20 protein-coding genes are annotated in these 23,700 nt (G+C 60.0%); 11 read left to right on the top strand and 9 right to left on the bottom strand.

The genetic code is table 11. The features are described from left to right. The first annotated feature begins 22 nt into the window (after positions 1-22). A complete protein-coding gene (locus Q390_RS20280) occupies positions 23-328 on the top strand; it encodes a hypothetical protein (RefSeq protein WP_084153783.1) in 306 nt (101 codons plus the stop codon). On the opposite strand, the gene pgeF is transcribed toward Q390_RS20280, so the two are convergent. After that, positions 248-1,120: a peptidoglycan editing factor PgeF gene (gene pgeF / locus Q390_RS0105085; RefSeq protein ID WP_027995093.1), complete on the bottom strand. Its 873-nt coding sequence runs from the start codon at positions 1,118-1,120 to the stop codon at positions 248-250. The two genes, Q390_RS20280 and pgeF, sit on opposite strands and share 81 nt — an antisense overlap. Before the next feature lie 141 nt (positions 1,121-1,261). Between pgeF and Q390_RS0105080 the strand changes: the two genes are divergently transcribed. Both Q390_RS0105080 and Q390_RS0105075 read left to right on the top strand, forming a co-directional pair. Further along, positions 1,262-1,957: a fumarylacetoacetate hydrolase family protein gene (locus tag Q390_RS0105080; RefSeq protein ID WP_027995092.1), complete on the top strand. Its 696-nt coding sequence runs from the start codon at positions 1,262-1,264 to the stop codon at positions 1,955-1,957. 112 nt (positions 1,958-2,069) lie between these two features. Then, entirely contained in the window at positions 2,070-2,621 is a 552-nt protein-coding gene (locus tag Q390_RS0105075) for an NUDIX hydrolase (RefSeq protein ID WP_027995091.1), read from the top strand. A gap of 299 nt (positions 2,622-2,920) precedes the next feature. Here Q390_RS0105075 and Q390_RS0105070 read toward each other — a convergent pair whose 3' ends face one another. Both Q390_RS0105070 and Q390_RS0105065 read right to left on the bottom strand, forming a co-directional pair. After that, entirely contained in the window at positions 2,921-4,816 is a 1,896-nt protein-coding gene (locus tag Q390_RS0105070; protein WP_027995090.1) for a propionate--CoA ligase, read from the bottom strand. A gap of 309 nt (positions 4,817-5,125) precedes the next feature. Then, a complete protein-coding gene (locus tag Q390_RS0105065; protein WP_027995089.1) occupies positions 5,126-5,737 on the bottom strand; it encodes an isochorismatase family protein in 612 nt (203 codons plus the stop codon). Between the two features lie 279 nt (positions 5,738-6,016). Between Q390_RS0105065 and Q390_RS0105060 the strand changes: the two genes are divergently transcribed. From Q390_RS0105060 to Q390_RS0105050, 3 genes are read left to right on the top strand one after another with little or no spacing between them, the layout of a single operon-like run. After that, complete coding sequence (locus tag Q390_RS0105060; protein ID WP_425423934.1) at positions 6,017-6,487, top strand: C40 family peptidase; 471 nt, start codon at positions 6,017-6,019, stop codon at positions 6,485-6,487. A gap of 3 nt (positions 6,488-6,490) precedes the next feature. Beyond that, a complete protein-coding gene (locus Q390_RS0105055; RefSeq protein ID WP_027995087.1) occupies positions 6,491-6,742 on the top strand; it encodes a GlsB/YeaQ/YmgE family stress response membrane protein in 252 nt (83 codons plus the stop codon). A gap of 32 nt (positions 6,743-6,774) precedes the next feature. Further along, a complete protein-coding gene (locus Q390_RS0105050; RefSeq protein WP_027995086.1) occupies positions 6,775-7,278 on the top strand; it encodes a hypothetical protein in 504 nt (167 codons plus the stop codon). 7 nt (positions 7,279-7,285) lie between these two features. On the opposite strand, the gene Q390_RS0105045 is transcribed toward Q390_RS0105050, so the two are convergent. Beyond that, positions 7,286-8,233 (bottom strand): class I SAM-dependent methyltransferase, encoded by a 948-nt coding sequence (locus Q390_RS0105045; protein WP_027995085.1) that lies wholly within the window; start codon positions 8,231-8,233, stop codon positions 7,286-7,288. Between the two features lie 199 nt (positions 8,234-8,432). Here Q390_RS0105045 and Q390_RS0105040 point away from each other — a divergent pair, with 199 nt between their 5' ends. Continuing rightward, complete coding sequence (locus tag Q390_RS0105040; protein WP_027995084.1) at positions 8,433-10,016, top strand: methyl-accepting chemotaxis protein; 1,584 nt, start codon at positions 8,433-8,435, stop codon at positions 10,014-10,016. A gap of 9 nt (positions 10,017-10,025) precedes the next feature. Here the strand turns inward: Q390_RS0105040 and Q390_RS0105035 are convergent, their stop codons facing one another. The 5 genes from Q390_RS0105035 to aceE form a co-directional block, all read right to left on the bottom strand. Beyond that, positions 10,026-10,460 carry an EamA family transporter gene (locus Q390_RS0105035; RefSeq protein ID WP_027995083.1) on the bottom strand — a complete coding sequence of 145 codons (435 nt, stop codon included), beginning with the start codon at positions 10,458-10,460 and terminating at the stop codon, positions 10,026-10,028. A 174-nt stretch (positions 10,461-10,634) separates the two neighbouring features. Then, positions 10,635-10,853, bottom strand: coding sequence for a DUF3079 domain-containing protein (locus Q390_RS0105025; protein WP_027995082.1), 219 nt, complete (start codon positions 10,851-10,853; stop codon positions 10,635-10,637). Positions 10,854-10,881: 28 nt separating this feature from the next. Beyond that, a complete protein-coding gene (gene lpdA, locus Q390_RS0105020) occupies positions 10,882-12,750 on the bottom strand; it encodes a dihydrolipoyl dehydrogenase (protein ID WP_027995081.1) in 1,869 nt (622 codons plus the stop codon). Between the two features lie 58 nt (positions 12,751-12,808). Beyond that, complete coding sequence (gene aceF / locus Q390_RS0105015; RefSeq protein ID WP_027995080.1) at positions 12,809-14,518, bottom strand: dihydrolipoyllysine-residue acetyltransferase; 1,710 nt, start codon at positions 14,516-14,518, stop codon at positions 12,809-12,811. Positions 14,519-14,547: 29 nt separating this feature from the next. Beyond that, positions 14,548-17,286: a pyruvate dehydrogenase (acetyl-transferring), homodimeric type gene (aceE, locus tag Q390_RS0105010; protein ID WP_027995079.1), complete on the bottom strand. Its 2,739-nt coding sequence runs from the start codon at positions 17,284-17,286 to the stop codon at positions 14,548-14,550. Positions 17,287-17,453: 167 nt separating this feature from the next. On the opposite strand from aceE, the gene Q390_RS0105005 reads away from it, so the two are divergent. The 4 genes from Q390_RS0105005 (at position 17,454) to Q390_RS0104990 (ending at position 23,693) form a co-directional block, all read left to right on the top strand. Next, on the top strand, positions 17,454-20,015 hold the full coding sequence (locus Q390_RS0105005; protein ID WP_037472183.1) for a PAS domain S-box protein: 2,562 nt from the start codon (positions 17,454-17,456) through the stop codon (positions 20,013-20,015). After that, positions 20,012-20,638, top strand: coding sequence for a response regulator transcription factor (locus tag Q390_RS0105000; protein WP_027995077.1), 627 nt, complete (start codon positions 20,012-20,014; stop codon positions 20,636-20,638). Before Q390_RS0105005 ends, Q390_RS0105000 begins: the two co-directional genes overlap by 4 nt. A gap of 94 nt (positions 20,639-20,732) precedes the next feature. Next, positions 20,733-21,599, top strand: a complete 867-nt coding sequence (gene folD / locus Q390_RS0104995) for a bifunctional methylenetetrahydrofolate dehydrogenase/methenyltetrahydrofolate cyclohydrolase FolD (RefSeq protein WP_027995076.1) — start codon at positions 20,733-20,735, stop codon at positions 21,597-21,599. 63 nt (positions 21,600-21,662) lie between these two features. After that, positions 21,663-23,693, top strand: coding sequence for a M3 family metallopeptidase (locus Q390_RS0104990; RefSeq protein ID WP_027995075.1), 2,031 nt, complete (start codon positions 21,663-21,665; stop codon positions 23,691-23,693). The last annotated feature ends 7 nt before the right edge of the window (positions 23,694-23,700 follow it).

Below are 23,700 nucleotides of genomic sequence, written 5' to 3'. Positions count from 1 at the left end.
TACCTTACTGGGACACTTTGTGATGTATTTGATCGTTATTGCATGGCTTTACGTGGTTCTCATGGCTGCCTTGGTCGAAGCGACCAGCAGTGTGGGCACCGTGCTCGGCGCGGTCATCACGTTTGTTCTGTATGGGCTGCTGCCCCTGTCCATCGTGATGTATATCTTGGGCACACCAGGACGCAAGCGCGCCCTTCATGCGCAGGCCATGGCCGAGCGTGTTGCCGCAGCCGGCGCTGCGGCCCATTCAACCGCGCCAGATGCAGACGGCAAAGCGTCCGCTAGCACCCAAAGTGGCACTGTCGCGCCGGTGCGAGAAGAAACGTGAAGGGTTGGCCACCGTGCACCATTCGGCACTGCCGTCGTTGCCATAGATCTGCGTGATACCCAGTGCGCGCAGACGCTGGCGCGCCAGGGCCGCCAGATCAGCCCGGTATTTGCTTGGGCCATAGGGCACAAAATGTACGGCAGCGGCACTGTCGTGGGCACAAAAGATGGCACGCACTTCTGCGCCGACCTCAAACGACTGGGGACCAATGCACGGGCCGAGCCAAACCAAAAGGTCAGCTGCCATGTCTGAATTTTCAATTGCTTCGTTTTTGATAGCTACGGGCGCTTGTTGCGCCTGGATTAGCGTCACAAAATGCTTATAAAACGTCTCCAGAATGCCTAGGCCATCGGTGCCCGCCAACCCACGCCAGCCGGCGTGGGCCGCAGCTACGGCGCTGCCTTGGCGGTTGGTCAGCAGCACGGGCAGGCAGTCGGCCACCATAATGGTGCAGGCCAGGCCCTCAGCCGTGGTGGCATAAGCATCAGCACAGGAATCTGCTGGCAATGCGCCCTCCCTCTCCAGCAGATCCAGCACTTTTGTGCCATGCACCTGTTGCAAAAATACAGGCTGTGTACCTGGCGTGATGGCATTCAGCGCAGCCTGTAATACCTGGCGATTGGTATGTACGGCTGCGGGCATATCACCAACGTGATCGCCCAAATTCAGGCTATCAAATGGCGCTGCGCTCACGCCACCGGCGCGGGTCGTGCACAGCGCATGGATGTGCCCTGGTGCTGGCCAGTCAGGGCGTAGCCAATCGGGATCTGGGCCGCCTGCCTGGGCAGTCATCATGGGTGACACTGCCGTAATGCCAGCATGGAGCACATAAAAATCTCAACAGTACCGAGGGCCTTCATGGCGCCAGTGTACGGTGCGCATGGTCCGCGTGGCACACTGCCCGCTCGCTAAAAGCAAACTAGAAAGGCCTGCATGAACTACGTATTTTCTCCGCCTGTTGTCGCCAGCGTACCGGTACTGGGATCTGCCGCGCGTTTTGCCGTACACCGCATTTACTGTGTCGGACGCAACTATGCCGAGCATGCCAAAGAGATGGGTTTCAGCGGCCGCGAACCGCCATTTTTCTTCATGAAACCAGCTGATGCGGTGGTACCCGTCAACGCAGAAGAGATCGGCACCCTTCACTACCCCAGTCTGACAGCCAATCTGCACCATGAAGTTGAACTGGTCGTGGCGATCGGCAAAGAGGGCAAAAATATTCCTGCTGCCACCGCCCTACAGCATGTCTATGGCTATGCCGTCGGCTTGGACATGACGCGGCGTGATTTGCAAAATGATATGAAAAAACAAGGCCGGCCTTGGTGCATTGGCAAGGGCTTTGACCATAGCGCGCCCATCGGTCCGATCACACCTGTTGAGCAGGCAGGCGACTTAACGCAAGCGGCCATCTGGCTACAGGTGAATGGTCAGGAGCGCCAGCGCAGCAGCGTTGCCCAATTGATCTGGAGCATTGCCGAAACCATTGAACATTTGTCTGCTGCCTGGGCGCTGCAGCCTGGCGATTTGATCTATACCGGCACGCCCGAAGGTGTAGGCGCGGTAGTGCCGGGCGATCTGCTGGAGGCAGGGATCGAGGGGCTCAGTCTGTTGCGACTGCAGGTGGTGTGAGGCACTCAAGCGTCTGGGCGGCAACGACAGTACCGCAGTATAACTTTATTTTGATAGCTGTCAGCGCTTACCACATAAGCGTTACAGGCCTATTTCATACAAAACTCGTGCCATGATCTTACGCAGTCCTGTTCAGTATTGCCGCCACTGCGGCAGCGCCGTGGAGTACCGCCTGCCCGACGATGGTGATACGCGCGTGCGCGCTGTATGTCCTGCCTGCCACACCATCCACTATGAAAACCCGCTTAATGTCGTTGGCACCATTCCGGTGCTGCCCGATGGCCGTGTGCTTCTGTGCAAACGCAATATTCAGCCGCGGCTGGGCAAATGGACGTTACCTGCCGGGTTCATGGAATTGAACGAAACCACATCCCAGGGTGCTGCCCGTGAAACCGACGAAGAAGCTGGTGCGCAGTTTGAAATAGGCCCCCTGTTCAGTTTGTTGAATGTTCCACTGATTGGGCAGGTACATATGTATTACCGTGCTGCACTGCTCAGCGACCAATTCAAGCCGGGTTTCGAGACCATGGAAGCACGTTTATTTACAGAAGATGAAATTCCGTGGGATGAGTTAGCTTTTCGTACTGTGAAAGAGACTTTGCAGCATTACTTTGCTGACCGCCAGCGGGGACATTTTGAGCTGCATCTGATCGATCTGGCGTAGCGCTTGCTCTTCCCGAGTATTTTCGAGGCAGAAGGTACCAATGGTGTGGGGTATAGAGCTAGAAATGACCTTTTACTCGACCCCCTTATTCTCGTTAAGCTATGAATTTTATTTTAGTTATGGTTTTTATTAAAAACATGTAAGTTACATTCAATTATAAGATATAACTATACTGATTCGACGAGGCCGAATAACACTGCGCGTGCAGCAACAAAGAGAGCTGGAACACTGAATTATTCAGTGTTCCAGCTCTCTTTTGCGCCAACTCCAAGCCGGCGCATGCAGTTAACGACCGATTTTCAGTCGCCGACCATTTCCCGCACTTGTTGCAATGCTGCCGGATCTTCCATGGTAGTCAGATCACCGGCGTCACGGCGTTCAGCCACGGCTTGCAAGGCACGGCGCAGCAGTTTGCCGCTGCGCGTCTTGGGCAGTGCATTGACAAAATACACGCGCGAAGGACGCGCCACGGCGCCCAGTTGGTTATCGACCTGCTTCATGACTTCGGCTTCCAAGCGGTCACGCTCAGCGGGGTCGTTCAGCAAAGTGGCATCACGTGCCACGGCAAAGGCCATGGCCACCTGACCTTTCAGTGCGTCGGCCACACCGACCACCGCTACTTCGGCGATGTTCGGGTGCGAGGAGATGCTTTCCTCGATCTCACGCGTGCCCAGGCGGTGACCAGCGACGTTGATCACATCGTCGGTGCGACCGAGGATGAAGTAATAGCCGTCCGCATTGCGAATGCCCCAGTCAAAGGTGCTGTAAATCTGGCGCCCTGGGACGCTGCTCCAGTAGGTGCTGACAAAACGCTCGTCATCGCGCCACACAGTTTGCAGGCAACCGGGCGGCAGTGGCCCTTCGATGGCGACGATGCCCTTTTGGTTGGGCGTAGTCAGCTCTTCGCCCGTCACTTCATCGATCAGCTTGACGTTGTAGCCATACATGGCTTTGCCAGGGCTGCCAAAAAGTGTGGTTTGCTGCTCGACACCGTTGGCTAGCGTCAGAATCGGCCAGCCGGTTTCAGTCTGCCAATAGTTGTCGATGATCGGCACGCCCAGCGCTTCGCTGATCCAGCGTGCGGTGGGCTCGTCCAGCGGCTCGCCGGCCAGCCACAGCGCCTTGAGGGTCGAAAGATCGTACTTCTTCAGCCACTCTGGATCGTGCTTTTTCAGCACGCGCACAGCGGTGGGCGCCGAGAACATGTGCGTGACCTTGTACTTTTCAACAATGCTCCACCAAATGCCTGGATCGGGCCGGATGGGCAGGCCCTCATACATGATGGTGGTCATGCCACCAATCAGTGGGCCATAAATGATGTAGCTGTGCCCCACCACCCAACCGATGTCGCTGGTGGCGAAGAAAGTGTCGCCAGCCTTGGCGTCAAAAATGTGCTTCAGGCTGGCCGCCAGCGCCACGGTATAACCGCCGGTATCGCGCTGCACGCCCTTGGGCTTGCCGGTGGTACCGCTGGTGTACAGGGTGTAGCTCGGGTGGGTGGATTCAAGCCACTCGCAGGGCACCACGGTATGCAGGTGCTGCTCGCGCAGCGTGCCCCAGACATGGTCACGCCCTTCGACCAAGTTCAGCGGTGCCAAACCGCGGTCCACCAGCAGCACGGCAGCAGGCTTGTGCTTGGACAGACGAATCGCCTCGTCGAGCAGCGGCTTGTAGGGCACGGGCTTGCCGCCACGCGAGCCAGCGTCGGCGCTGACGACAACGACAGGCTCGGCATCTTCAATACGCGAGGCCAGCGAACCCGAAGCAAACCCACCAAACACTACCGAATGCAGGGCACCAATGCGCGCGCAGGCCAGCATGGCAAAGGCGGCCTCAGCCACCATCGGCATGTAGACCAGTACACGGTCGCCTTTTTTGACACCCAGCGCCAGCAGCGAAGCGGCCATGCGCTGCACCTCGGCATGTAACTCAGTGAAGCTGTAGGAGTGCTCGGTGCCGGTTTCGGTCGAAATGGCCACCAAGGCAGCTTGGTCGGCGCGGTCTTTCAGGTGGCGGTCGATGGCGTTATGGCACAGATTGGTGGTGCCACCGACAAACCAACGCGCAAATGGCGGGTTGTTGTAGTCGCAAATTTGCTCGGGCGGCGTGTGCCAATCGATCAACTTGGCCTGCTCAGCCCAAAAGGTATCGCGCTGGTCGATGGACTGGCGATAAAAATCTGCGTAGCTTGTCATGCGGGGGCTCCTTGAATAGTGGCTGCACCACGCCAAGCCTAGAGGCCTACCGTGGAACACTTACGGCGAAAGACAAATTCTGAATTCATAATTATTGAGACCCCCGCTTGCAGGAAGCTGACTCACAAGACCGCCTGGATTGCTCCTTTATATATAGCTACAAGCGCTTATCTGACCTTTGATTGTGTGCCATTGGAGAGATTTTTATCGGACTAAGAGCAGCGTGCTAGCCACTTATTTTTAAGCCCTGTCGGGGATCCCCTGCCCCGACAGACCGGCCCAGCCCGGGATGGCCGGGCGTGAACGCGCTTATTTCACCAAGGCCAGCATCTCCTTGAAAGCTGGGTGCTCGCAACTACGCAGCCATTCAAAGGCCACCATTTCTGTAGTCACCAGTTCGGCGCCAGCGCCGGCCAGGCGGTCAAAGGCAGCATCACGGTTGCGCTCGGTGCGTGAACTGCAGGCATCGGTGACGACCCACACATCGAACTCGTCTTCGATCAGATCCAACGCGGTCTGCAGCAGGCAGACATGCGCTTCACAGCCAGCCATGACGATCAAGCTGCGCTCATTCTCCAGGGCTGCCGGTTTTTGCAGGTGCTTGGGCAGGCTGCGTGCATTACCACCTTGTGCGCCTTGCGGCTTGGCCGGGGGGCGCAACCATTCGCCCAAACCTTCTTCGGTGGCGCTGAAATGCATTTTGGACAGCGTGCGATCGCACAAGGCACGCAGCGCCTCGTCATTAGGGCCCAGGCGCGAGGGATTTTGCTCGGTGCCCCACACCGGCACCTGCATCAGCTTGGCCAATTGGGCCAGCCGCATGGCATTGGCCAAGGCGGCTACGCCTTCAAAAATAACAGGCATCAGGCGCGTCTGGTAATCCACCAGCACGAGTTGTGATTCGGAAGCGTCAAGCAGCATGGCGTGGCCCAGGTTGAAAGGTGAAAAAAAAAGTGGGCTGATTGTCGCAAAGTCAGAAAACTGCCCGCCTCTCTGCGCCAGATCAGCGCTCCGGGATAGTGCTGGGCAGCCAATGGCTCTTTTGTCCTACATACCGTGGTACCCTCGCGCTCCATGTCTCAATGGTTTTGTACTCTTTTGCTGGTTTTTGCCAGCGCAGCCCATGCGGCCCCCCCTAATGACACCAACGAGGTAACCGACCGTTGGATGATGAACACCCATGAGGTGATCGATCGCTGGATGGAGGACAAAAATGTGATGACCTCTAGCGTCATGACCCAGATCGATGCCGTGCGCCACGACGTCGCCGACAAAACTTCGGGCTTGGTCGTCACCGCCATGGGTTTGCTGGGCGTGCCGTACCGGCGCGGCGGCACCAGTGCAGAAACAGGCTTTGATTGCAGTGGTTTTGTGCGCGCCATCTACAGCCAGACCATTGGCCTGGTGCTGCCGCGCCGCGCCAACGAGCAGGCTGCCGCGACGCAGACCATTGACAAAAAAGAGCTTCAACCCGGTGATTTGGTGTTTTTCAATACCATGCGGCGCACCTTCAGCCATGTCGGTATCTACATCGGCGATGGCAAATTCGTGCATTCGCCGCGCACCGGTGAGACCGTACGCGTGGAAGATATGCAGGCTGCGTACTGGAAAAAGCGCTTCAATGGCGCCCGCCGTGTCGTCGATTACTCGCTCACTACGCAAGCCCAATAAGCCATGATCTCCCTCATCGGAACCATTTTTGTCGGCCTGATCGTGGGCCTGATTGCCCGCGCCATCAAACCCGGCGATGACAAACTGGGCTGGACCATGACCGCCCTGCTGGGGATTGCCGGCTCCTTTGTCGCCAGCTACGTGGGTGCAGCCATGGGCTGGTATGCACCGGGTGCACCAGCGGGCTGGTTGGCCTCCATCATTGGCGCGGTCATTTTGCTGGTCCTTTACGGACTCATCAAAAGAAAAGTATAAAAGCGCTTTGTGGCTTGCACAGCGCTCTTTTCATGTTCCTTCCTAGACGACGCCCCCCTACCGATAGCCCCATCGACGCAGCGGTATTACGCGCCCAGCACCTGTTGCACCGCCGCGCCATGGTGGCCGCCGTTGCCAGCACGGTGCCGGTGCCCGGCCTGGACTGGGCGGTGGACGCCGCGTTGCTGGCCCGGCTTCTGCCCAAAATCAGCGCCGAGTTTGGCCTGACGCCACAGCAACTGAACCAACTCGATCCACAAAAACACGAGCAGGTACAAAAGGCCGTGGCCATGGTGGGCTCGGTTCTGATTGGAAAATTCATCACCAAAGACTTGGTGCTCAAAGCCGTGAAAACCCTCGGGATGCGCATGACCACGCGCCAACTGGCCAAGTATGTGCCCCTGGCGGGACAGGCCGTGGCGGCGGCACTGGGATATGCCACCTTGCGCTACATCGGGCAGCAGCACATCCAAGACTGTGTGCGGGTGGTGCAGGCCGCCGGGCTGGCCTTGCCCGCGCCCGGCCCAGAGCATTAGCAGGGCATCACAGCGGCGGTGCCTGATACACCAGCACTTTGAGCGCCCGCTCGGGTGACACATCGGCAAAGGCCAGCGGATTGGCCACCCGCTCGACAAAAATCAGCTCTGGCGCCAGCTCACGCATCTGGTCTTGCAAAAAATCCAGCCCTAATTCGGGCGCATTCAGGCACAGCAGCGCGTGTCCGCCCGGCGCCAGCAAACCAGGCAGGCGGCGCATCAGGCGGGCGTAATCCTTGGTGGCAATGAAGCTCCCCTTCTGGTAGCTCGGCGGATCAACGATCACCAAACCATACGGCCCGCTGCGCGTGATTTTTCCCCAAGTGCTGAAGATGTCGTGTGCCAGAAAGCTGGTCCCGGCGGTGACGCCATTCAGCTGGTGGTTGTATTGGCCCATGGCGATAGCGCTACGAGACATATCGACATTCACCACCTGCCGGGCGCCGGCCTGCAGCGCCACCACCGAAAACGCGCAGGTGTAGGCAAACAGATTCAACACCTTGAGGCCACGGCCGCCAGCGCCCGCCGTGGCGTGGGCGGCGACATGCTCGCGCACCCAGCGCCGGCCCTCGGCCATATCCAGAAACAGGCCGTGGTTCTGGCCCTTGTCCACATGCACCCGAAACTGCGCACCCTGCTCTGTCACGGTGTGCGGCTCGGGCACGCTGCCGGCCATCAGGCGCGTGTCCGCACCACCCCCATGTCGGTACTGGAAGACCCAGTTCAGCGGCGCGCCCTGCGGTGCGATTTGCAGCCAGCGCTGCTGCAGCGCCGCGCCCAGGGTGGCGAGTTCTTCATCGGTCACCGGCGCAAAACTGGTCAGTACCAGCACCGGGGGATAGGCATCCAGCGCCCACTGCTCGCAGCCAGGGTGCAGGCCGCCGCGCCCATGAAAAATGCGCTGCGCATCCATTGGCAGGGACAAGGTACTAATCGCGTCGAGCAAGGCGTGCATGGTGGGAATAGGCATTCAGGAATGCACAGGAGATGTAAGAAAAAAGCGGAGGCGCTGGCTATTTTCAGGGTATTTTGGGCCACAAACGCTCTATCTACCTACGCTGACAGCTATTGTTTTGATATCGACGACCGGCGCAGAGAATTTCATACGCTGTTACGATCTTTGCAGATCAGTAATGTAAATTAGGATAAATACCATGGGTATGAGGCAAATAACGGTCAGACAGAGCCTGTATATAGGCTTTGGCGCAATGATCGTGGTGATGCTGGGGGTCACTTTGGCCGCCATCGTCAAGGTACAGACCATCGAATCGGCGCTGAAAATGAACAGCCAGCAGCATGCGTTGATTCAACGGCATGCGATCAATTTCCGTGGCTCGGCCCATGATCGCTCGATCGCCATCCGCGATATGGTACTGGCCACGTCTGCTGCCGATCGCCAGAAGGAAGCGACTGCCATCGCTGATCTGGCGGCGTTCTATGCCCAATCCGCCGCACCGCTCCAGCAGCTGGTCGAGCGCTCCCAAGAAGTTGCCACGCTCAGGGAGCTCAATGCCGGCATACAGGCGATTGAGGCGCAAACAGTGCAGACGACTGCGTCCATCATCAAACAACTTGAAGCCGGCGACACCGAAGGCGCCAAACAGCAGCTCTGGACACAAGCCAAGCCGCAGTACGTGCAGTGGCTGGCGGCCATCAACCGCCTGATCGACCACGAAGAAGTCCGCATCCAGGCACAAAACAAGACCGCGCTGGAAGGCGCCCAAGGCTTTCTGTCGGTGATGCTGGCCGCCATGTGTGTAGCGTTGGTGATGGCGCTGGTCCTGGCCTGGTGGATTGCCCGCAGCGTGGTGATGCAACTTGGTGCCGAACCCGCAGAGCTGGGCGCCGTGGCCGAGCGGGTGGCCCAGGGCGACTTGAGCCCCGTGCCGAATGCGGCGCAGGCGCCTGCGGGTAGCGTGCTGGCATCGCTGGTGACGATGCAGCGCAGTCTGAGCCAGCTGGTCAGCCGGGTGCGTGAAGCATCCAACTCCATCGCCACCGGGTCAGAAGAAATTGCCACTGGCAATGCCGATCTGTCGCACCGCACCGAGCAACAAGCCTCCAGCCTCCAGCAAACCAGCGCCTCGATGGCGCAGATGAACAGCACTGTGCAGCACAACGCGGAAACCGCACGCCAAGCGAACGACTTGGCCAGCTCTGCCAGCGCCACCGCGCAAAAAGGTGGCCAAGTGGTCGGCGAAGTGGTCACCACCATGGAAGAGATCACGGCCAGCTCGCACAAAATTGCCGCCATCATTAGCGTGATCGACAGTATTGCCTTTCAGACCAACATCCTGGCGCTGAACGCGGCCGTGGAAGCCGCACGCGCAGGCGAGCAAGGCCGGGGTTTTGCCGTGGTGGCATCTGAGGTACGCAGCTTGGCCGGGCGCTCGGCACAGGCGGCGAAAGAGATCAAAGATCTGATCAGTAAAAGCGTGGAGAAGGTGGAAGCCGGCTCGCGCTTGGTGGGCGACGCCGGTGCGACCATGCAAGACATCGTCACACAGGCGCAGCGCGTCTCAGATCTGATCAGCGAGATCAGCGCCGCCACGCTGCAGCAGACACGGGGCATTGGCGACGTGAGCCAAGCGGTTACCCAGCTCGACCAGAGCACCCAACAAAACGCTGCGCTGGTAGAGCAAAGTGCCGCCGCAGCGGACAGTCTCAAGCAGCAAACCCGGTTGCTGACCGAAGCGGTCAGCAGCTTCAAACTCAGCGATCAGCCAACACGCTACTGATCGAACCCATCAACGCTTGAACGCGAGCAAGAGAACGCCGCCAGCGACCATCGCGATACCTGACCACTCGCGAAGCGACGGACGCTCTCCCAGAAAAGTGAATGCAAATACTGCCACCAGAACCAGACTGAGCTTGTCCACCGGCGCGACCTTGGATGCATCTCCTATCTTGAGCGCCCGAAAGTAACATACCCACGATGCACCGGTCGCTAGGCCGGACAACCCAAGAAACAGCCAAGTCTTCGCCGAAAGCTCAAAAGGGTTGGCCCATTTGCCTGTGTAAACGACGAATACCGACAGCACTACGATGATGATGGCCGTTCGGATTAAGGTGGCGAGATCTGAATCAACGCCCTGAATACCTATCTTGGCAAAGATGGCGGTCAGTGCAGCGAAAACTGCAGACAGAATGGCCCAATAGAACCAGTCGGTTGATGTCAACATGTATTTGAATTTGATTAATTTTCAAGCTTCAGGCCCATGGTTCATCGGCCATACCAAACTCCATCGGCATCTTGATATAAAACACGTTGATTTTTTCTTCGTGCAGACGCAGGAACAACTGCTTGGTTTTAACCAAAGAGCGATCAGAAACCTCTCTGTGGGGCTGCGGTCGGGTCAAGCAGCCGGCGGCACGGCGTCCTTGGTGTCCTGTGCCTCCTGATCGCCCTCCCCTTGTCCCCACTGTGCCCAGTCCGGGCCAAACAGCTCTGACGGGTGCGGCGTGCGGTCTGAGCCATTGCCGCAGCGCATGTCTTTGACGGGGCAATACAAATCGCAGCCCCAACACACCCGCTCGGGGTGCTGCGGTGCGTTGGGGAATTTCTTTGCTGCCATGGTCCGCCTCGTCAGCTGGGGATGCAGCCTATTTGCGCACCGGCGGCAGGTCGGTACAGCTGCCATGCGCCACTTCGGCGGCCATGCCGATGCTCTCGCCCAGCGTCGGGTGCGGGTGGATGGTCTTGCCGATATCGACCGCGTCGGCACCCATTTCAATCGCCAGAGCGATCTCGCCAATCATGTCGCCAGCGTGCGTGCCGACCATGCCGCCACCCAGGATCTTGCCGTGGCCATGCGCCTCCGGGCTGTCGTCAAACAGCAGCTTGGTGACGCCCTCGTCGCGGCCGTTGGCAATGGCACGGCCGGACGCTGTCCACGGGAACAGACCCTTTTTGATCTGGATGCCCTGCGCCTTGGCCTGGTCTTCGGTCAGGCCGACCCAGGCCACCTCGGGGTCGGTATAGGCCACCGACGGGATCACACGGGCATTGAAGGCGCTGCTGGCCAGCTCCTTATTGTTTTGCAGTTCCCCGGCAATCACTTCCGCCGCCACATGCGCCTCATGCACGGCTTTGTGCGCCAGCATCGGCTGGCCGACGATGTCACCGATGGCGAAGATGTGCGGCACGTTGGTGCGCATCTGGATGTCCACGTTGATGAAGCCACGCTCGGTTACGGCCACGCCGGCTTGGTCGGCGGCTATTTTTTTACCGTTAGGCGTGCGGCCCACGGCTTGCAGCACCAAGTCGTAGGTTTGTGGTTCGGGTGCTGTTCCGCCCTCTTCGGCGGCAGCGAACGTCACCTTGATGCCCTCGGGCGTGGCTTCGGCACCCACGGTTTTCGTCTTCAACATGATGTTGTCGAAGCGCTTGGCGTTCATCTTCTGCCAGATTTTGACCAGATCACGGTCAGCGCCTTGCATCAAACCATCCAGCATTTCCACCACATCCAGGCGCGCGCCCAAGGTGGAGTACACCGTGCCCATTTCCAGGCCGATGATGCCGCCGCCCAGGATCAACATGCGCTTGGGCACGTCTTTCAGCTCCAGCGCACCGGTCGAATCGACCACGCGCGGATCGTCGGGCATGAACGGCAGGCGCACCGCTTGGCTGCCGGCGGCAATGATGGCGGTTTTGAAGCCAATCACCTGCTTGGCGCCGGTCTTTTCTTGCGCGCTGCCGGTGGTTGCTTCCACCGTCAAATGGTGCGCGCCGACAAAGCTGCCGTAGCCGCGCACGGTGGTCACCTTGCGCATTTTGGCCATCGCCGCCAGACCGCCGGTGAGCTTGGCGATGACTTTTTCCTTGTGGCCGCGCAGTTGGTCGATGTTGACCACCGGACGGCCAAAATCAACACCCAGATCAGCCAAGTGGCGGACCTCGTCCATCACCGCCGCGACGTGCAGCAGCGCTTTGGACGGGATGCAGCCGACGTTCAAACACACGCCGCCCAATGTGGCGTAGCGCTCGACCAGCACCACCTTCAGCCCCAGGTCGGCGGCACGGAAAGCGGCGGAATAACCACCGGGGCCGCCGCCCAGCACCAGCACATCGCACTCCATATCCACCGTGCCAGCGTAAGCAGGTACTGCGTTTATAGGAGCTGCTACCGCACGCGCTGCAAGGTTTTCAGGTTGTTTTGATGCTGTAACCGTTTGGATACCAGCGCTTGCAGCTACTTTTTCAGGAGTAGCTGCTGGAGCAGGAGCCGCCCCAGCCTCTGCCTGCAATGTCACCAGCAGGCTGCCTTCAGCGATTTTGTCGCCCAGCTTGACGTGCAGCGCCTGCACCACGCCGGCGTGGCTGGACGGGATTTCCATCGAGGCTTTGTCGGATTCAACAGTGACCAGACTCTGGTCGGCTGCCACGGTGTCGCCGGGTTTCACCAGCAATTCGATCACGGTAACTTCAGCAAAGTCGCCGATGTTCGGCACTTGGATGTCTATCGTTGCCATCTTTTTTCCAATCAGTTGGGGACAGAGCAAAGCGCTGCTTTGGTCTGTCCCGCAAGGTTTAGAGAAGGATGCGGCGGTAGTCCGCCAGCACCAGGCCCAGATAGGCGTTGAAACGCGCCGCCGACGCGCCGTCGATCACGCGATGGTCGTAGGACAGCGACAGCGGCAGCACCAGGCGCGGCACAAACTGTTTGCCGTCCCACACGGGCTTCAGCTGGCCCTTGGACAGTCCCAGAATCGCTACTTCAGGCGCGTTGATGATCGGTGTGAAGTGCGTGCCCCCAATACCGCCAAGCGACGAAATCGACATGCAACCGCCCTGCATATCCGTTGCGCCCAGCTTGCCATCGCGTGCTTTTTTCGCCAGTTCGCCCATCTCGGCGCTGATTTGCAAGATGCCTTTTTTGTCAGCGTCTTTCAGCACCGGCACCACCAGCCCGTTGGGCGTGTCTGCAGCAAAACCGATGTTGAAATACTGCTTATAGACCAGCGTATCGCCGTCCAGGCTGGCGTTGAAGTCGGGGAATTTCTTCAGCGCTGCGACCACCGCTTTGATGACAAACGCCAGCATGGTCACCTTGGCGCCGCTCTTTTCGTTGTCCTTGTTGGTCGAGACGCGGAAGGCCTCCAGCTCGGTGATGTCAGCTTCGTCGTTGTTGGTGACGTGCGGAATCATCACCCAGTTGCGGTGCAGGTTGGCGCCGCTGATTTTCTTGATGCGCGACAGGTCCTTGCGTTCGATAGCACCGAATTTGGCGAAATCGACCTTGGGCCAGGGCAACAAGTCCAGGCCAGCGCCCGTCCCCGTACCGGGTGTTGCGCTTTTCGGTTGCACCGCCTGTTGCGCTGCCGTCTGCAACGTGCCGCGCATCACCGATTGGGTAAACGACTGCACGTCTTCCTGCGTGATACGGCCCTTGCGGCCACTGCCCTGCACTTCGGTCAGCGGCACGCCCAATTCACGGGCAAATTTGCGCACCGAGGGCGAAGCGTGCGCCAACTGGCCGGTGGGGGCGGCTGTCGGGTTGTGCGCCGGCACAGCAGTGGTGGCCGGTGCAGCGCTGGCTGCTGCTGCCGTGGGCGTCGCAGCTGCAGCAGGAGCAGCTGCAGGAGCTGGAATCGCCGCCGCAGCGGGTGCTGCTACCGGTGCTGCAGCTGCAGCCACGCCTTCAATCAGCCCGACCAGATCACCAATGTTCACGGTGTCACCGACCTTGACCGTCAAGGACTGGATCACACCCGCCATGGGCGAAGGAATTTCCATCGAGGCCTTGTCGGACTCGATGGTGAACAGTGACTGCTCCAGCGTGACGGTATCGCCGGCTTTGACCAGCACTTCAATCACGGAGACGTCCTTAAAGTCACCGATGTCGGGCACGCGCAGTTCGATTGGGCCGCTGGCGGCGGCCGGGGCCGCTGCAGGGGCAGCTTCAGGCGCTGCTGGTGGCGCCGCAGGCACTTCATTTTTAATAGCTGAAGGCGCTGGTACAGATTGGGCTGGAGCTGTATTTTGTGCCGATTCTGCAGCGCCTTCGGCTTGCAGCACCAGCACCACGCTGCCCTCCTTGACCTGGTCGCCCAACTGGACGCGCAGCTCCTGCACCACGCCGGCGTGGCTGGACGGGATCTCCATCGAGGCCTTGTCGGACTCGACGGTGATCAGCGATTGTTCGGCCTTGATGCTGTCGCCGACCTTGACCAACACTTCAATCACCGAAACCTCGTCGGTGCTGCCAATGTCGGGAACCTTTATTTCAATCAGTGCCATGGTGTTGTCTCCCTATTCTGTAGGCGCGCTCAAGCGTGCAGCGGGTTAATGCGGTCGGTCTGGATGCCGTATTTGGCAATCGCATCGGCCACCAGTTGCACTGGCACTTTGCCTTCTTCAGACAAGGCCTTAAGGGCGGCGACGACGATGTAGTGGCGGTCGATCTCGAAGTGCTCGCGCAGTTTGCGGCGGAAGTCGCTGCGGCCAAAGCCGTCGGTGCCCAGCACCTTGTACGTGCGGCCGGCCGGCAGGAAGGATCGAATCTGCTCGCCGTAAGCCTTCATGTAGTCGGTGGAAGTCACCACCGGGCCGGCATGGTCGGCCAGTTGCTGCGCGACAAACGGCACGCGCGGGGTTTCTAGCGGGTGCAGCAGATTCCAGCGCTCGACGTCCTGGCCGTCGCGCGTCAGCTCGTTAAAGCTGGGGCAGCTCCAGACATCCGCCTGCACGCCCCAGTCAGCCGCCAGCAGTTCTTGCGCTACAAACGATTCGCGCAGGATGCTGCCCGAACCCAGCAGTTGCACGCGTGGGGCGTCCGCTGGCGCATCGGCTGCACCGGGCTGGCACAGGTACATGCCCTTGATGATCTGCTCTTCGGTGCCCAGCGTCAGGCCGGGCATGGCGTAGTTTTCGTTCAGCAGGGTGATGTAGTAGTAGACGTTTTCTTGGCGCTCGACCATGCGCTGCAGGCCGTGGTGCAGTATCACGCCGACTTCGTGGGCAAAGGTCGGGTCGTAGGTGACGCAGTTGGGAATGGTATTGGCCAGGATGTGGCTGTGGCCGTCTTCGTGCTGCAGCCCTTCACCGTTGAGAGTGGTGCGCCCGGAGGTGCCGCCGAGCAAAAAGCCGCGTGCCTGCATGTCGCCCGCTGCCCAGGCCAGGTCGCCCACGCGCTGAAAGCCGAACATCGAGTAGTACACGTAGAACGGAATCATGATCCGGTTGCTGGTGCTGTAGCTGGTGGCCGCCGCAATCCAGCTGCTCAGACCGCCGGCTTCATTGATGCCTTCTTGCAGGATCTGGCCCTTTTTGTCTTCCTTGTAATACATCACCTGGTCTTTATCGACCGGGGTGTATTGCTGGCCTGCTGGGTTGTAAATACCAATTTGGCGGAACAGCCCTTCCATGCCAAAGGTGCGCGCCTCGTCCACCAGAATCGGCACCACGCGCGGGCCCAGTTCCTTGTCGCGCAGCAGTTGCGTCAAAAAGCGCACATAGGCCTGCGTCGTCGAGATTTCACGCCCTTCGGTGGTGGCTTCCAGCACAGCTTTGAAAGTATCCAGCGGCGGGATAGTGAACTGCTCGTCGGCCTTGGCACGGCGGTGCGGCAAATAGCCGCCCAGTGCCTCGCGCCGCTCGTGCAGGTAGCGCATTTCTGGTGTGTCGTCGTCTGGCTTGTAGAACGGCAGGCTGTCAATCTGGCTGTCCGGAATCGGGATATTGAAGCGGTCGCGGAAGGCACGGATGTCCTCGGCACCCAATTTTTTAGTCTGGTGGACGGTATTTTTGCCCTCACCAATTTTTCCCATGCCAAAGCCCTTGACGGTCTTGACCAGCACCACGGTAGGCTGGCCTTGGGTCTCGTTGGCGGCGTGGAAGGCGGCGTAGACCTTTTGCGAGTCGTGGCCACCGCGGCGCAGGTTCCAGATCTCGTCGTCGCTCATGTGCTCCACCATCTTCAGCGTGCGCGGGTCGCGGCCAAAGAAGTGTTTGCGCACATAGGCGCCATCGTTGGCCTTGAACGACTGGTAATCGCCGTCGTTGCATTCCATCATGATTTTGCGCAAGGCGCCGTCTTTGTCCTTGGCCAGCAGCGCGTCCCAGCGATCACCCCAAATCAGCTTGATGACGTTCCAGCCGGAGCCGCGGAAGTCGCCTTCCAGCTCCTGGATGATCTTGCCGTTGCCACGCACCGGGCCGTCGAGGCGCTGCAGATTGCAGTTGATGACAAAGATCAGGTTGTCCAGCTTCTCGCGTGAGGCCAAGCCGATAGCGCCGCGTGATTCGACCTCGTCCATCTCACCGTCGCCCAAGAACACCCAGACTTTGCGGTTTTCAGTATTGGCAATGCCACGCGCGTGCAGGTACTTCAAAAAACGCGCTTGGTAAATCGCCATCAGCGGGCCCAGGCCCATCGACACCGTGGGGAATTGCCAGAAGTCGGGCATCAGCTTGGGGTGCGGGTAGCTCGACAGACCCTTACCGTCCACTTCCTGGCGGAAGTTGTTTAGCTGCTCTTCGGTCAAACGCCCTTCCATGAAGGCGCGGGCATAAATGCCGGGCGAGACGTGGCCCTGGATATACAGGCAGTCGCCGCCATGTTCTTTGCCGGGTTCGTTGTTCTCGGCGTGCCAGAAATGGTTGAAACCGGCGGCAAACATATTCGCCAGTGAGGCAAACGAGCCAATGTGGCCACCCAGGTCGCCACCTTCAGGCGGGTGGTGGCGGTTGGCGCGCACCACCAAGGCCATGGCGTTCCAGCGCATGTAAGCACGCAGACGCCCTTCCAGTTCCAAGTTGCCGGGGCAGCGGGCCTCTTGGTCTACGTCAAGCGTATTGACGTAGCCAGTGTTGGCCGAGAACGGCATGTCGAGGCTGCTCTGACGCGCATGTTCCAACAGCTGTTCGAGCAAGAAGTGGGCCCGTTCCGGCCCCTCTTGTGCAATCACGGCAGACAGGGCGTCCGTCCATTCACGGGTCTCTTGGCTGTCCGTATCTTGCGTATGGGTAACACCGTTGCCGGCGGGGAAATCGGGCTGTGCTGACATGGCTTGTCTCCTGGGGGTAGGGCCTAAATGAAATGTCTACTCTCTAGTTTCTCATAGATTTTTCATAATTTCAAATTATGCTTTTTGATTTTATAATATGAAAAATTGCTGCAGTTGCACAATATACCAAGCTCTGAAAAAATCACTGCGCCACCTACACTTGCATCATGCAACCGTTGATTTCTACCGCTTTACCACTCCCCCGTAGCGCAGCGCTGGCACAGCGCTGGCGCGCCTGGTGGCGCAGTCTTTCGCCGATGCGCCAAGACCGCTTTGCCGCCTTGGCACCGTTGGCAGCCGTGCTACTTTTCATGGCGGTCATCGTGGCAGCGTTCTGGTATTTACGCCTGGAAGAAGGCGAGCGCGAACAGGAAGCATTGCGCCGCGATGTCGAATACGCCCAACAGCGTGTGCGCCTGCGCCTGCTGGAACGCCAGGAGCAGCTTATGCGCATTGCACGCGACTTGTCCAACCATGACTTGGAAGGCGCAGAGTTCAACCGGCGCGCCGAGGCATTGATCAGCCAATACCCAGAGCTGCAAGCCATCACTTGGATCGATGGACATGGCCGGGTACGTGCCAGCCAGGCCGCACCGACCCTGGCGAGCAGCCAGATCCGCGTTGTTGGCGAAGTGCTGAAAAAAGACGAAACCGCCAGCACATTTGAACTCACGCGCGACCTGCAACAACCCATCTACACCCAACCCGTGGCCCGCAGTGGTGACGCCGCACCGCTGCTGCAACTGCAGGTGCCGCTGAACGTGCAGGGAAAATTTGGCGGCGTGGTGCTGGGCGAATACTCTATCGACAGCCTGCTGCGCTACGGCACGCCGACTGAAGTACTGGCGCGCTACGCCGTCACCCTGTTGGACGCCAACCACCAAGTGCTGGCCGGCACGCCACTGGGGCCGCGCAACCACCGCGCGCCGCAGTGGCTGCCCTTGAGCGCACGCGCCAACGCCTACGAAGTACCGGTCTCGCCGGTGGGTAACGGCCTGCTGCTGCGCGCCCAGGCCTACCGCACCTCGCTGGGGGTGGTCGGCAGCGGCCTGTTCTGGCTGGTGGTGGTGCTGAGCACCATGACGGTCTGGATGCTGATCGCTACTTGGCGCCACACGCGCCGACGCATGCAGGCCCAGCAGGCGCTGGTCACCGAAACCAACTTCCGCCGGGCGATGGAAAATTCGGTGCTGACCGGCATGCGCGCCCTCGATCTGCAAGGGCGCATCACCTACGTCAACGCCGCCTTTTGCCAGATGACCGGCTGGAGCGATACCGAGTTGGTCGGCCAGACCGCACCGTTTCCGTATTGGCCAGAATCGGACATGGAGACGCTGCAAGCGCGGCTGTTCGACGAAATCAACGGCAAGACCGCGCCGGGCGGTTTTCAGGTACGCGTGCGACGCAAGAGCGGCACCGTGTTTGATGCCCGGCTGTATGTTTCACCGCTGATCGACGCGCGCGGCCAACAGACTGGCTGGATGACCTCGATGACCGACATCACCGAGCCCAACCGTATCCGTGAGCAACTCTCGGCCTCACACGAGCGGTTCACCATCGTCCTCGAAGCCCTGGACGCCTCGGTTTCGGTGGCACCACTGGGCAGCCAAGAACTGCTGTTTGCCAACAAGCTTTACCGCCAGTGGTTTGGCTCGCAAACCGACGGCCACCTGCAGTTGGTGGCCCAGGCCGGTGTGTTACCGGTCACACCCACCAGCCCGCACCACCCGCAGGACGAAGACGGCCTGATGGGCCTGCCGACCGACTCGCTGACCAGTGCCCACACTGAAAACGCCGAAATCTACCTGCCGCATTTGGACAAATGGCTGGAAGTGCGCTCACGCTATCTGAGCTGGGTGGATGGCCGTTTAGCGCAAATGGTGATTGCCACCGACATCACCCCGCGCCGCCGCGCCGAAGAGCAAACCGCGCGCCAAACCGAGCGCGCGCAATCGGTCAGCCGCCTGATCACCATGGGCGAGATGGCGTCCAGCGTGGCGCATGAGCTGAACCAGCCGCTGACCGCCATCAACAACTATTGCAGCGGCATTGTCTCGCGCATCCACAGCGGGCAGATCACGCAGGAAACGCTGCTCACGGCACTTGAAAAAACCGCCCACCAGGCACAGCGCGCCGGCCAGATCATTCAGCGCATCCGCGACTTTGTGAAGAAAAGCGCGCCCAACCGCCAGCTGGCTGACGCTGCCGCCATGGTCGGCGAGGCTGTCGAACTGGCCGATATCGAACTGCGCCGCCACAACGTGCGCTTGACGCATTACGTCGCCGCGCGCCTACCGCCGATCATGGCGGACTCCATCCTGATCGAGCAAGTACTGATCAACCTGATGAAAAACGGCGCCGAGTCCATCGTGCAAGCGCAGCGGCCGCTGGCGGGACGGTGCGTCGAGTTGCGTGTGGTGCCGAAAAATATCGAAGGCCAAGAGGTGATCGAATTTTCGGTTCACGACACCGGCCAGGGCCTGGCCCAGGATGTGCTGGAGCGGTTGTTTGAAGCTTTCTTTTCGACCAAGCAGGAAGGCATGGGCATGGGCCTGAACCTGTGCCGCAGCATTGTCGAATCCCACCAAGGAAGAATCCATGTAGAGAACCTCTACAATGGTTTGGAGGTCACGGGTTGCAGGTTCTCTTTCTGGCTGCCGCTCGCTGCGCCTGACAATGACGCTACCAATTCAGTAGCTATCGCACCAATCCCAAGGATAGTTGAATGAGCTTGATTCCGAAAAAAGGCACTGTGTATGTGGTCGATGACGACGAGGCGGTGCGCGACTCGCTGCAATGGTTGCTAGAGGGAAAAGACTACCGCGTTCGATGCTTTGATTCGGCCGAAACTTTTCTCGCGCGCTACGACCCACGCGAAATCGCCTGCCTGATTGTGGACATCCGCATGGGCGGCATGACCGGCCTGGAGCTGCAAGACCGCCTGATCGAGCGCAAATCGCCGCTGCCTATCGTCTTCATCACCGGCCACGGTGATGTACCCATGGCGGTGGACACCATGAAAAAAGGTGCGCTGGATTTCATCCAGAAACCCTTCAATGAAGAAGCCTTGACCAGTTTGGTCGAACGCATGCTGGAGCACGCCCGCGACGCCTTCACCGGCCACCAGCAAGCGGCCAGCCGCGACGCCCTGCTCTCCAAACTGACCAGCCGCGAAGCGCAGGTGCTGGAGCGCATCGTCGCTGGGCGTCTGAACAAGCAGATCGCCGATGACCTGGGCATCAGCATCAAGACGGTGGAAGCACACCGCGCCAACATCATGGAAAAGCTCGGTGCCAACACCGTCGCCGACCTGATCAAAATCGCCATCGGCCCGACCACGGCCAGCGCTTGATCGGTACTTCGTCAGCGTCAATTACTCTCAATTTAATAGCTTCTAGCGCTTATCCCATAAGCGCCAGAAGCTGTTTTTACTCCTATTTTCAGACATGACAGCCCAACTGATTGACGGCAACGCCCTTTCCCGCCAACTGCGCACCGAGGTCGCCCAGCGCACTGCCGCACTCCAAGCCCGTGGCGTGACGCCCGGTCTGGCCGTGGTACTGGTGGGCGACAACCCGGCCTCGCAGGTCTATGTGCGCAACAAGGTCAAGGCCTGCGAAGACGCCGGACTGCACTCGGTGCTGGAGCGCTACGAGCCGACCCTGAGCGAAGCGGATCTGCTGGCGCGTGTCGAAGCACTGAACAACGACCCGAGCATCCACGGCATCTTGGTGCAGCTACCCCTGCCGGCGCACATCGACGCACAAAAAGTCATCGAAGCCATCTCGCCAGCCAAGGATGTGGACGGTTTTCACATCGCCAGCGCCGGTGCACTGATGACCGGCATGCCCGGCTTTTGGCCGTGCACTCCTTACGGCTGCATGAAGATGTTAGAGAGCATCGGCTACGACCTGCGCAGCAAACACGCGGTGGTGATTGGCCGCAGCAACATCGTCGGCAAACCGATGGCGTTGATGCTGCTGGGCAAAAATGCCACCGTCACCCTCTGCCACAGCGCGACGAAAGACCTGAAAGCGCTGACGCTGCAAGCCGACGTCATCGTCGCCGCCGTGGGCAAGCGCAATGTGCTGACCGCCGACATGGTCAAACCCGGTGCGGTGGTGCTGGACGTCGGGATGAACCGCAACGACGAAGGCAAGCTCTGCGGGGACGTGGACTTTGAGGGTGTGAAAGCCGTCGCCAGCCACATCACCCCGGTGCCCGGCGGTGTGGGCCCGATGACCATCACCATGCTGCTGGTCAATACCCTGGAAGCCGCCGAGCGCGCTGCTGGCGCCCCCCTCAGCGCCTAAAAAGCAGCTGCGTTTTTTTACCGTTGACTTGAACTGTCACCCTACAGCGCCACCTAAGCCCGCATGAGCAATCCCCTCCTCGACTTCTCCGCCTTGCCCGCGTTCGACCGCATCACCCCCAGCGACGTGGCACCGGCCCTGGATACGCTGCTGGCGCGTGCCAACCAGGCCCTTGAAACAGTTACCGCGCCGCAATTCCCCGCCCGCTGGAGCGCCATCGCCGCCGTGCTGGACGTGGCCACCGAGCAACTGGGACGCTCGTGGGGTGTAGTCAGCCACCTGAACAGCGTGGCCGACACGCCCGAGCTGCGCGCCGCTTACAACGAAGCCTTGCCGCGCGTGACCGAGTTCTGGACGCGCCTGGGCGCCGACGAGCGGCTGTACGCCAAGTACAAGGCCATCGACCCGGCGACGTTGAACGACGAACAGCGCCAAGCACTCAAAAACGCCGTACGCAACTTCGTGCTGTCGGGCGCCGAGTTGACCGGCGCGGCCAAAGAGCGATTTGCGCAAATTCAAGAGCGCCAAGCCGAGTTGGCGCAAAAATTCAGCGAAAACACCCTCGACGCCACCGACGCCTACAGCTACTACGCGCGCGCCGATGAACTGCATGGCGTACCTGCCGACGTGCAACAAGCCGCCCTGGAAGCGGCCCGTGCTGAAGGCAAAGACGGTTACAAGCTCATCTTGAAAATGCCGTGCTATCTGCCGGTGATGCAATTTGCCGCCAGCAGCACACTGCGCGAAACGCTTTATCACGCCCATGTCACGCGCGCCTCCGACCAGTCGACCGGCGATGCCGCGCAATACGACAACACTGCGCTGATCCAGCAAATTCTGGCGCTGCGCCAAGAAGAAGCACACCTGCTGGGCTATGCCAACTTTGGCGAAGTCTCAGTCGTGCCGAAAATGGCTGAATCAGCGGATGAAGTCATCACCTTCTTGCGCGACTTGGCCACGCGCGCGCGCCCCTATGCAGAAAAAGACGTGGCTGATCTGCGCGCCTTTGCCGCTGAGTCGCTGGCCCTGCCCAACCCACAGCCCTGGGACTGGCCATATGTGGCCGAAAAGCTCAAAGAAGCACGCTACGCCTTCAGCGAGCAAGAGATCAAGCAATACTTCACCGCCCCCAAGGTGCTGGCCGGCCTGTTCAAGATCATCGAAACGCTGTTTGAAGTCGCCATCCGTCCCGACCATGCGCCCGTTTGGCATCCGGCCGTACAGTTCTACCGCATCGAGCGCGGCGGCGAATTGGTCGGCCAGTTTTATCTGGACCAACCCGCACGCACCGGCAAGCGCGGCGGCGCCTGGATGGACGACATGCGCACGCGCTGGCTGCGCCCCGATACCGGCGTACTCCAAACACCGGTGGCGCATCTGGTGTGCAACTTCGCCAGCGGCGTTGATGGCAAACCGGCGTTGCTGACACACGACGACGTCATCACCCTGTTCCACGAATTCGGCCACGGCCTGCACCACATGCTGACGCAAGTGAATGAGCGCGACGTGTCGGGCATTGGCGGCGTCGAATGGGATGCGGTCGAACTGCCGAGCCAGTTCATGGAAAATTTCTGCTGGGAGTGGGATGTGCTGCAACACATGACCGCCCACGTCGAGACGGACGAGCCGCTGCCGCGCGCGCTGTTCGACAAAATGCTGGCTGCCAAAAATTTCCAGAGCGGCATGCAGACACTGCGCCAGATCGAGTTCTCGCTGTTCGACATGCTGCTGCACACCGCACACAACCCGGCGCACGACTTCATGCCCCTGCTGACCCAGGTACGCGATGAAGTCGCCGTGCTGCAGCCGCCGGCTTTCAGCCGCACCATGCACACCTTCAGCCATATTTTTGCCGGGGGCTACGCCGCCGGCTACTACAGCTACAAATGGGCTGAAGTGCTCAGCGCTGACGCCTACGCCGCGTTTGAAGAAACCATCGGCGCTGATGGCGCTCCCAACGCCGACACCGGCCGCCGTTACCGCCAGACCATTCTGGAAGCCGGTGGCAGCCGCCCGGCAATGGAATCGTTCAAAGCCTTCCGGGGCCGCGAGCCGAGCCTGGACGCGTTGCTGCGCCACCAGGGCATGGCCTGAAAATGTG

The sequence above is a fragment of the Simplicispira psychrophila DSM 11588 genome (assembly GCF_000688255.1).
GTDB lineage: Bacteria > Pseudomonadota > Gammaproteobacteria > Burkholderiales > Burkholderiaceae_C > Simplicispira > Simplicispira psychrophila.
The sequence above is the reverse complement of the archived record's forward strand: the minus strand, read 5'-3'. Positions and strand labels throughout refer to the sequence as shown.

Excerpts from the sequence above, each read along its gene's own strand:
- Q390_RS20280 (WP_084153783.1), top strand. The coding sequence starts at position 23 with ATGTATTTGATCGTTATTGCATGGCTTTACGTGGTTCTCATGGCTGCC.
- pgeF (WP_027995093.1), bottom strand. The coding sequence starts at position 1,120 with ATGACTGCCCAGGCAGGCGGCCCAGATCCCGATTGGCTACGCCCTGAC.
- Q390_RS0105080 (WP_027995092.1), top strand. The coding sequence starts at position 1,262 with ATGAACTACGTATTTTCTCCGCCTGTTGTCGCCAGCGTACCGGTACTG.
- Q390_RS0105075 (WP_027995091.1), top strand. The coding sequence starts at position 2,070 with ATGATCTTACGCAGTCCTGTTCAGTATTGCCGCCACTGCGGCAGCGCC.
- Q390_RS0105070 (WP_027995090.1), bottom strand. The coding sequence starts at position 4,816 with ATGACAAGCTACGCAGATTTTTATCGCCAGTCCATCGACCAGCGCGAT.
- Q390_RS0105065 (WP_027995089.1), bottom strand. The coding sequence starts at position 5,737 with ATGCTGCTTGACGCTTCCGAATCACAACTCGTGCTGGTGGATTACCAG.
- Q390_RS0105060 (WP_425423934.1), top strand. The coding sequence starts at position 6,017 with ATGGAGGACAAAAATGTGATGACCTCTAGCGTCATGACCCAGATCGAT.
- Q390_RS0105055 (WP_027995087.1), top strand. The coding sequence starts at position 6,491 with ATGATCTCCCTCATCGGAACCATTTTTGTCGGCCTGATCGTGGGCCTG.
- Q390_RS0105050 (WP_027995086.1), top strand. The coding sequence starts at position 6,775 with ATGTTCCTTCCTAGACGACGCCCCCCTACCGATAGCCCCATCGACGCA.
- Q390_RS0105045 (WP_027995085.1), bottom strand. The coding sequence starts at position 8,233 with ATGCACGCCTTGCTCGACGCGATTAGTACCTTGTCCCTGCCAATGGAT.
- Q390_RS0105040 (WP_027995084.1), top strand. The coding sequence starts at position 8,433 with ATGGGTATGAGGCAAATAACGGTCAGACAGAGCCTGTATATAGGCTTT.
- Q390_RS0105035 (WP_027995083.1), bottom strand. The coding sequence starts at position 10,460 with ATGTTGACATCAACCGACTGGTTCTATTGGGCCATTCTGTCTGCAGTT.
- Q390_RS0105025 (WP_027995082.1), bottom strand. The coding sequence starts at position 10,853 with ATGGCAGCAAAGAAATTCCCCAACGCACCGCAGCACCCCGAGCGGGTG.
- lpdA (WP_027995081.1), bottom strand. The coding sequence starts at position 12,750 with ATGGCAACGATAGACATCCAAGTGCCGAACATCGGCGACTTTGCTGAA.
- aceF (WP_027995080.1), bottom strand. The coding sequence starts at position 14,518 with ATGGCACTGATTGAAATAAAGGTTCCCGACATTGGCAGCACCGACGAG.
- aceE (WP_027995079.1), bottom strand. The coding sequence starts at position 17,286 with ATGTCAGCACAGCCCGATTTCCCCGCCGGCAACGGTGTTACCCATACG.
- Q390_RS0105005 (WP_037472183.1), top strand. The coding sequence starts at position 17,454 with ATGCAACCGTTGATTTCTACCGCTTTACCACTCCCCCGTAGCGCAGCG.
- Q390_RS0105000 (WP_027995077.1), top strand. The coding sequence starts at position 20,012 with ATGAGCTTGATTCCGAAAAAAGGCACTGTGTATGTGGTCGATGACGAC.
- folD (WP_027995076.1), top strand. The coding sequence starts at position 20,733 with ATGACAGCCCAACTGATTGACGGCAACGCCCTTTCCCGCCAACTGCGC.
- Q390_RS0104990 (WP_027995075.1), top strand. The coding sequence starts at position 21,663 with ATGAGCAATCCCCTCCTCGACTTCTCCGCCTTGCCCGCGTTCGACCGC.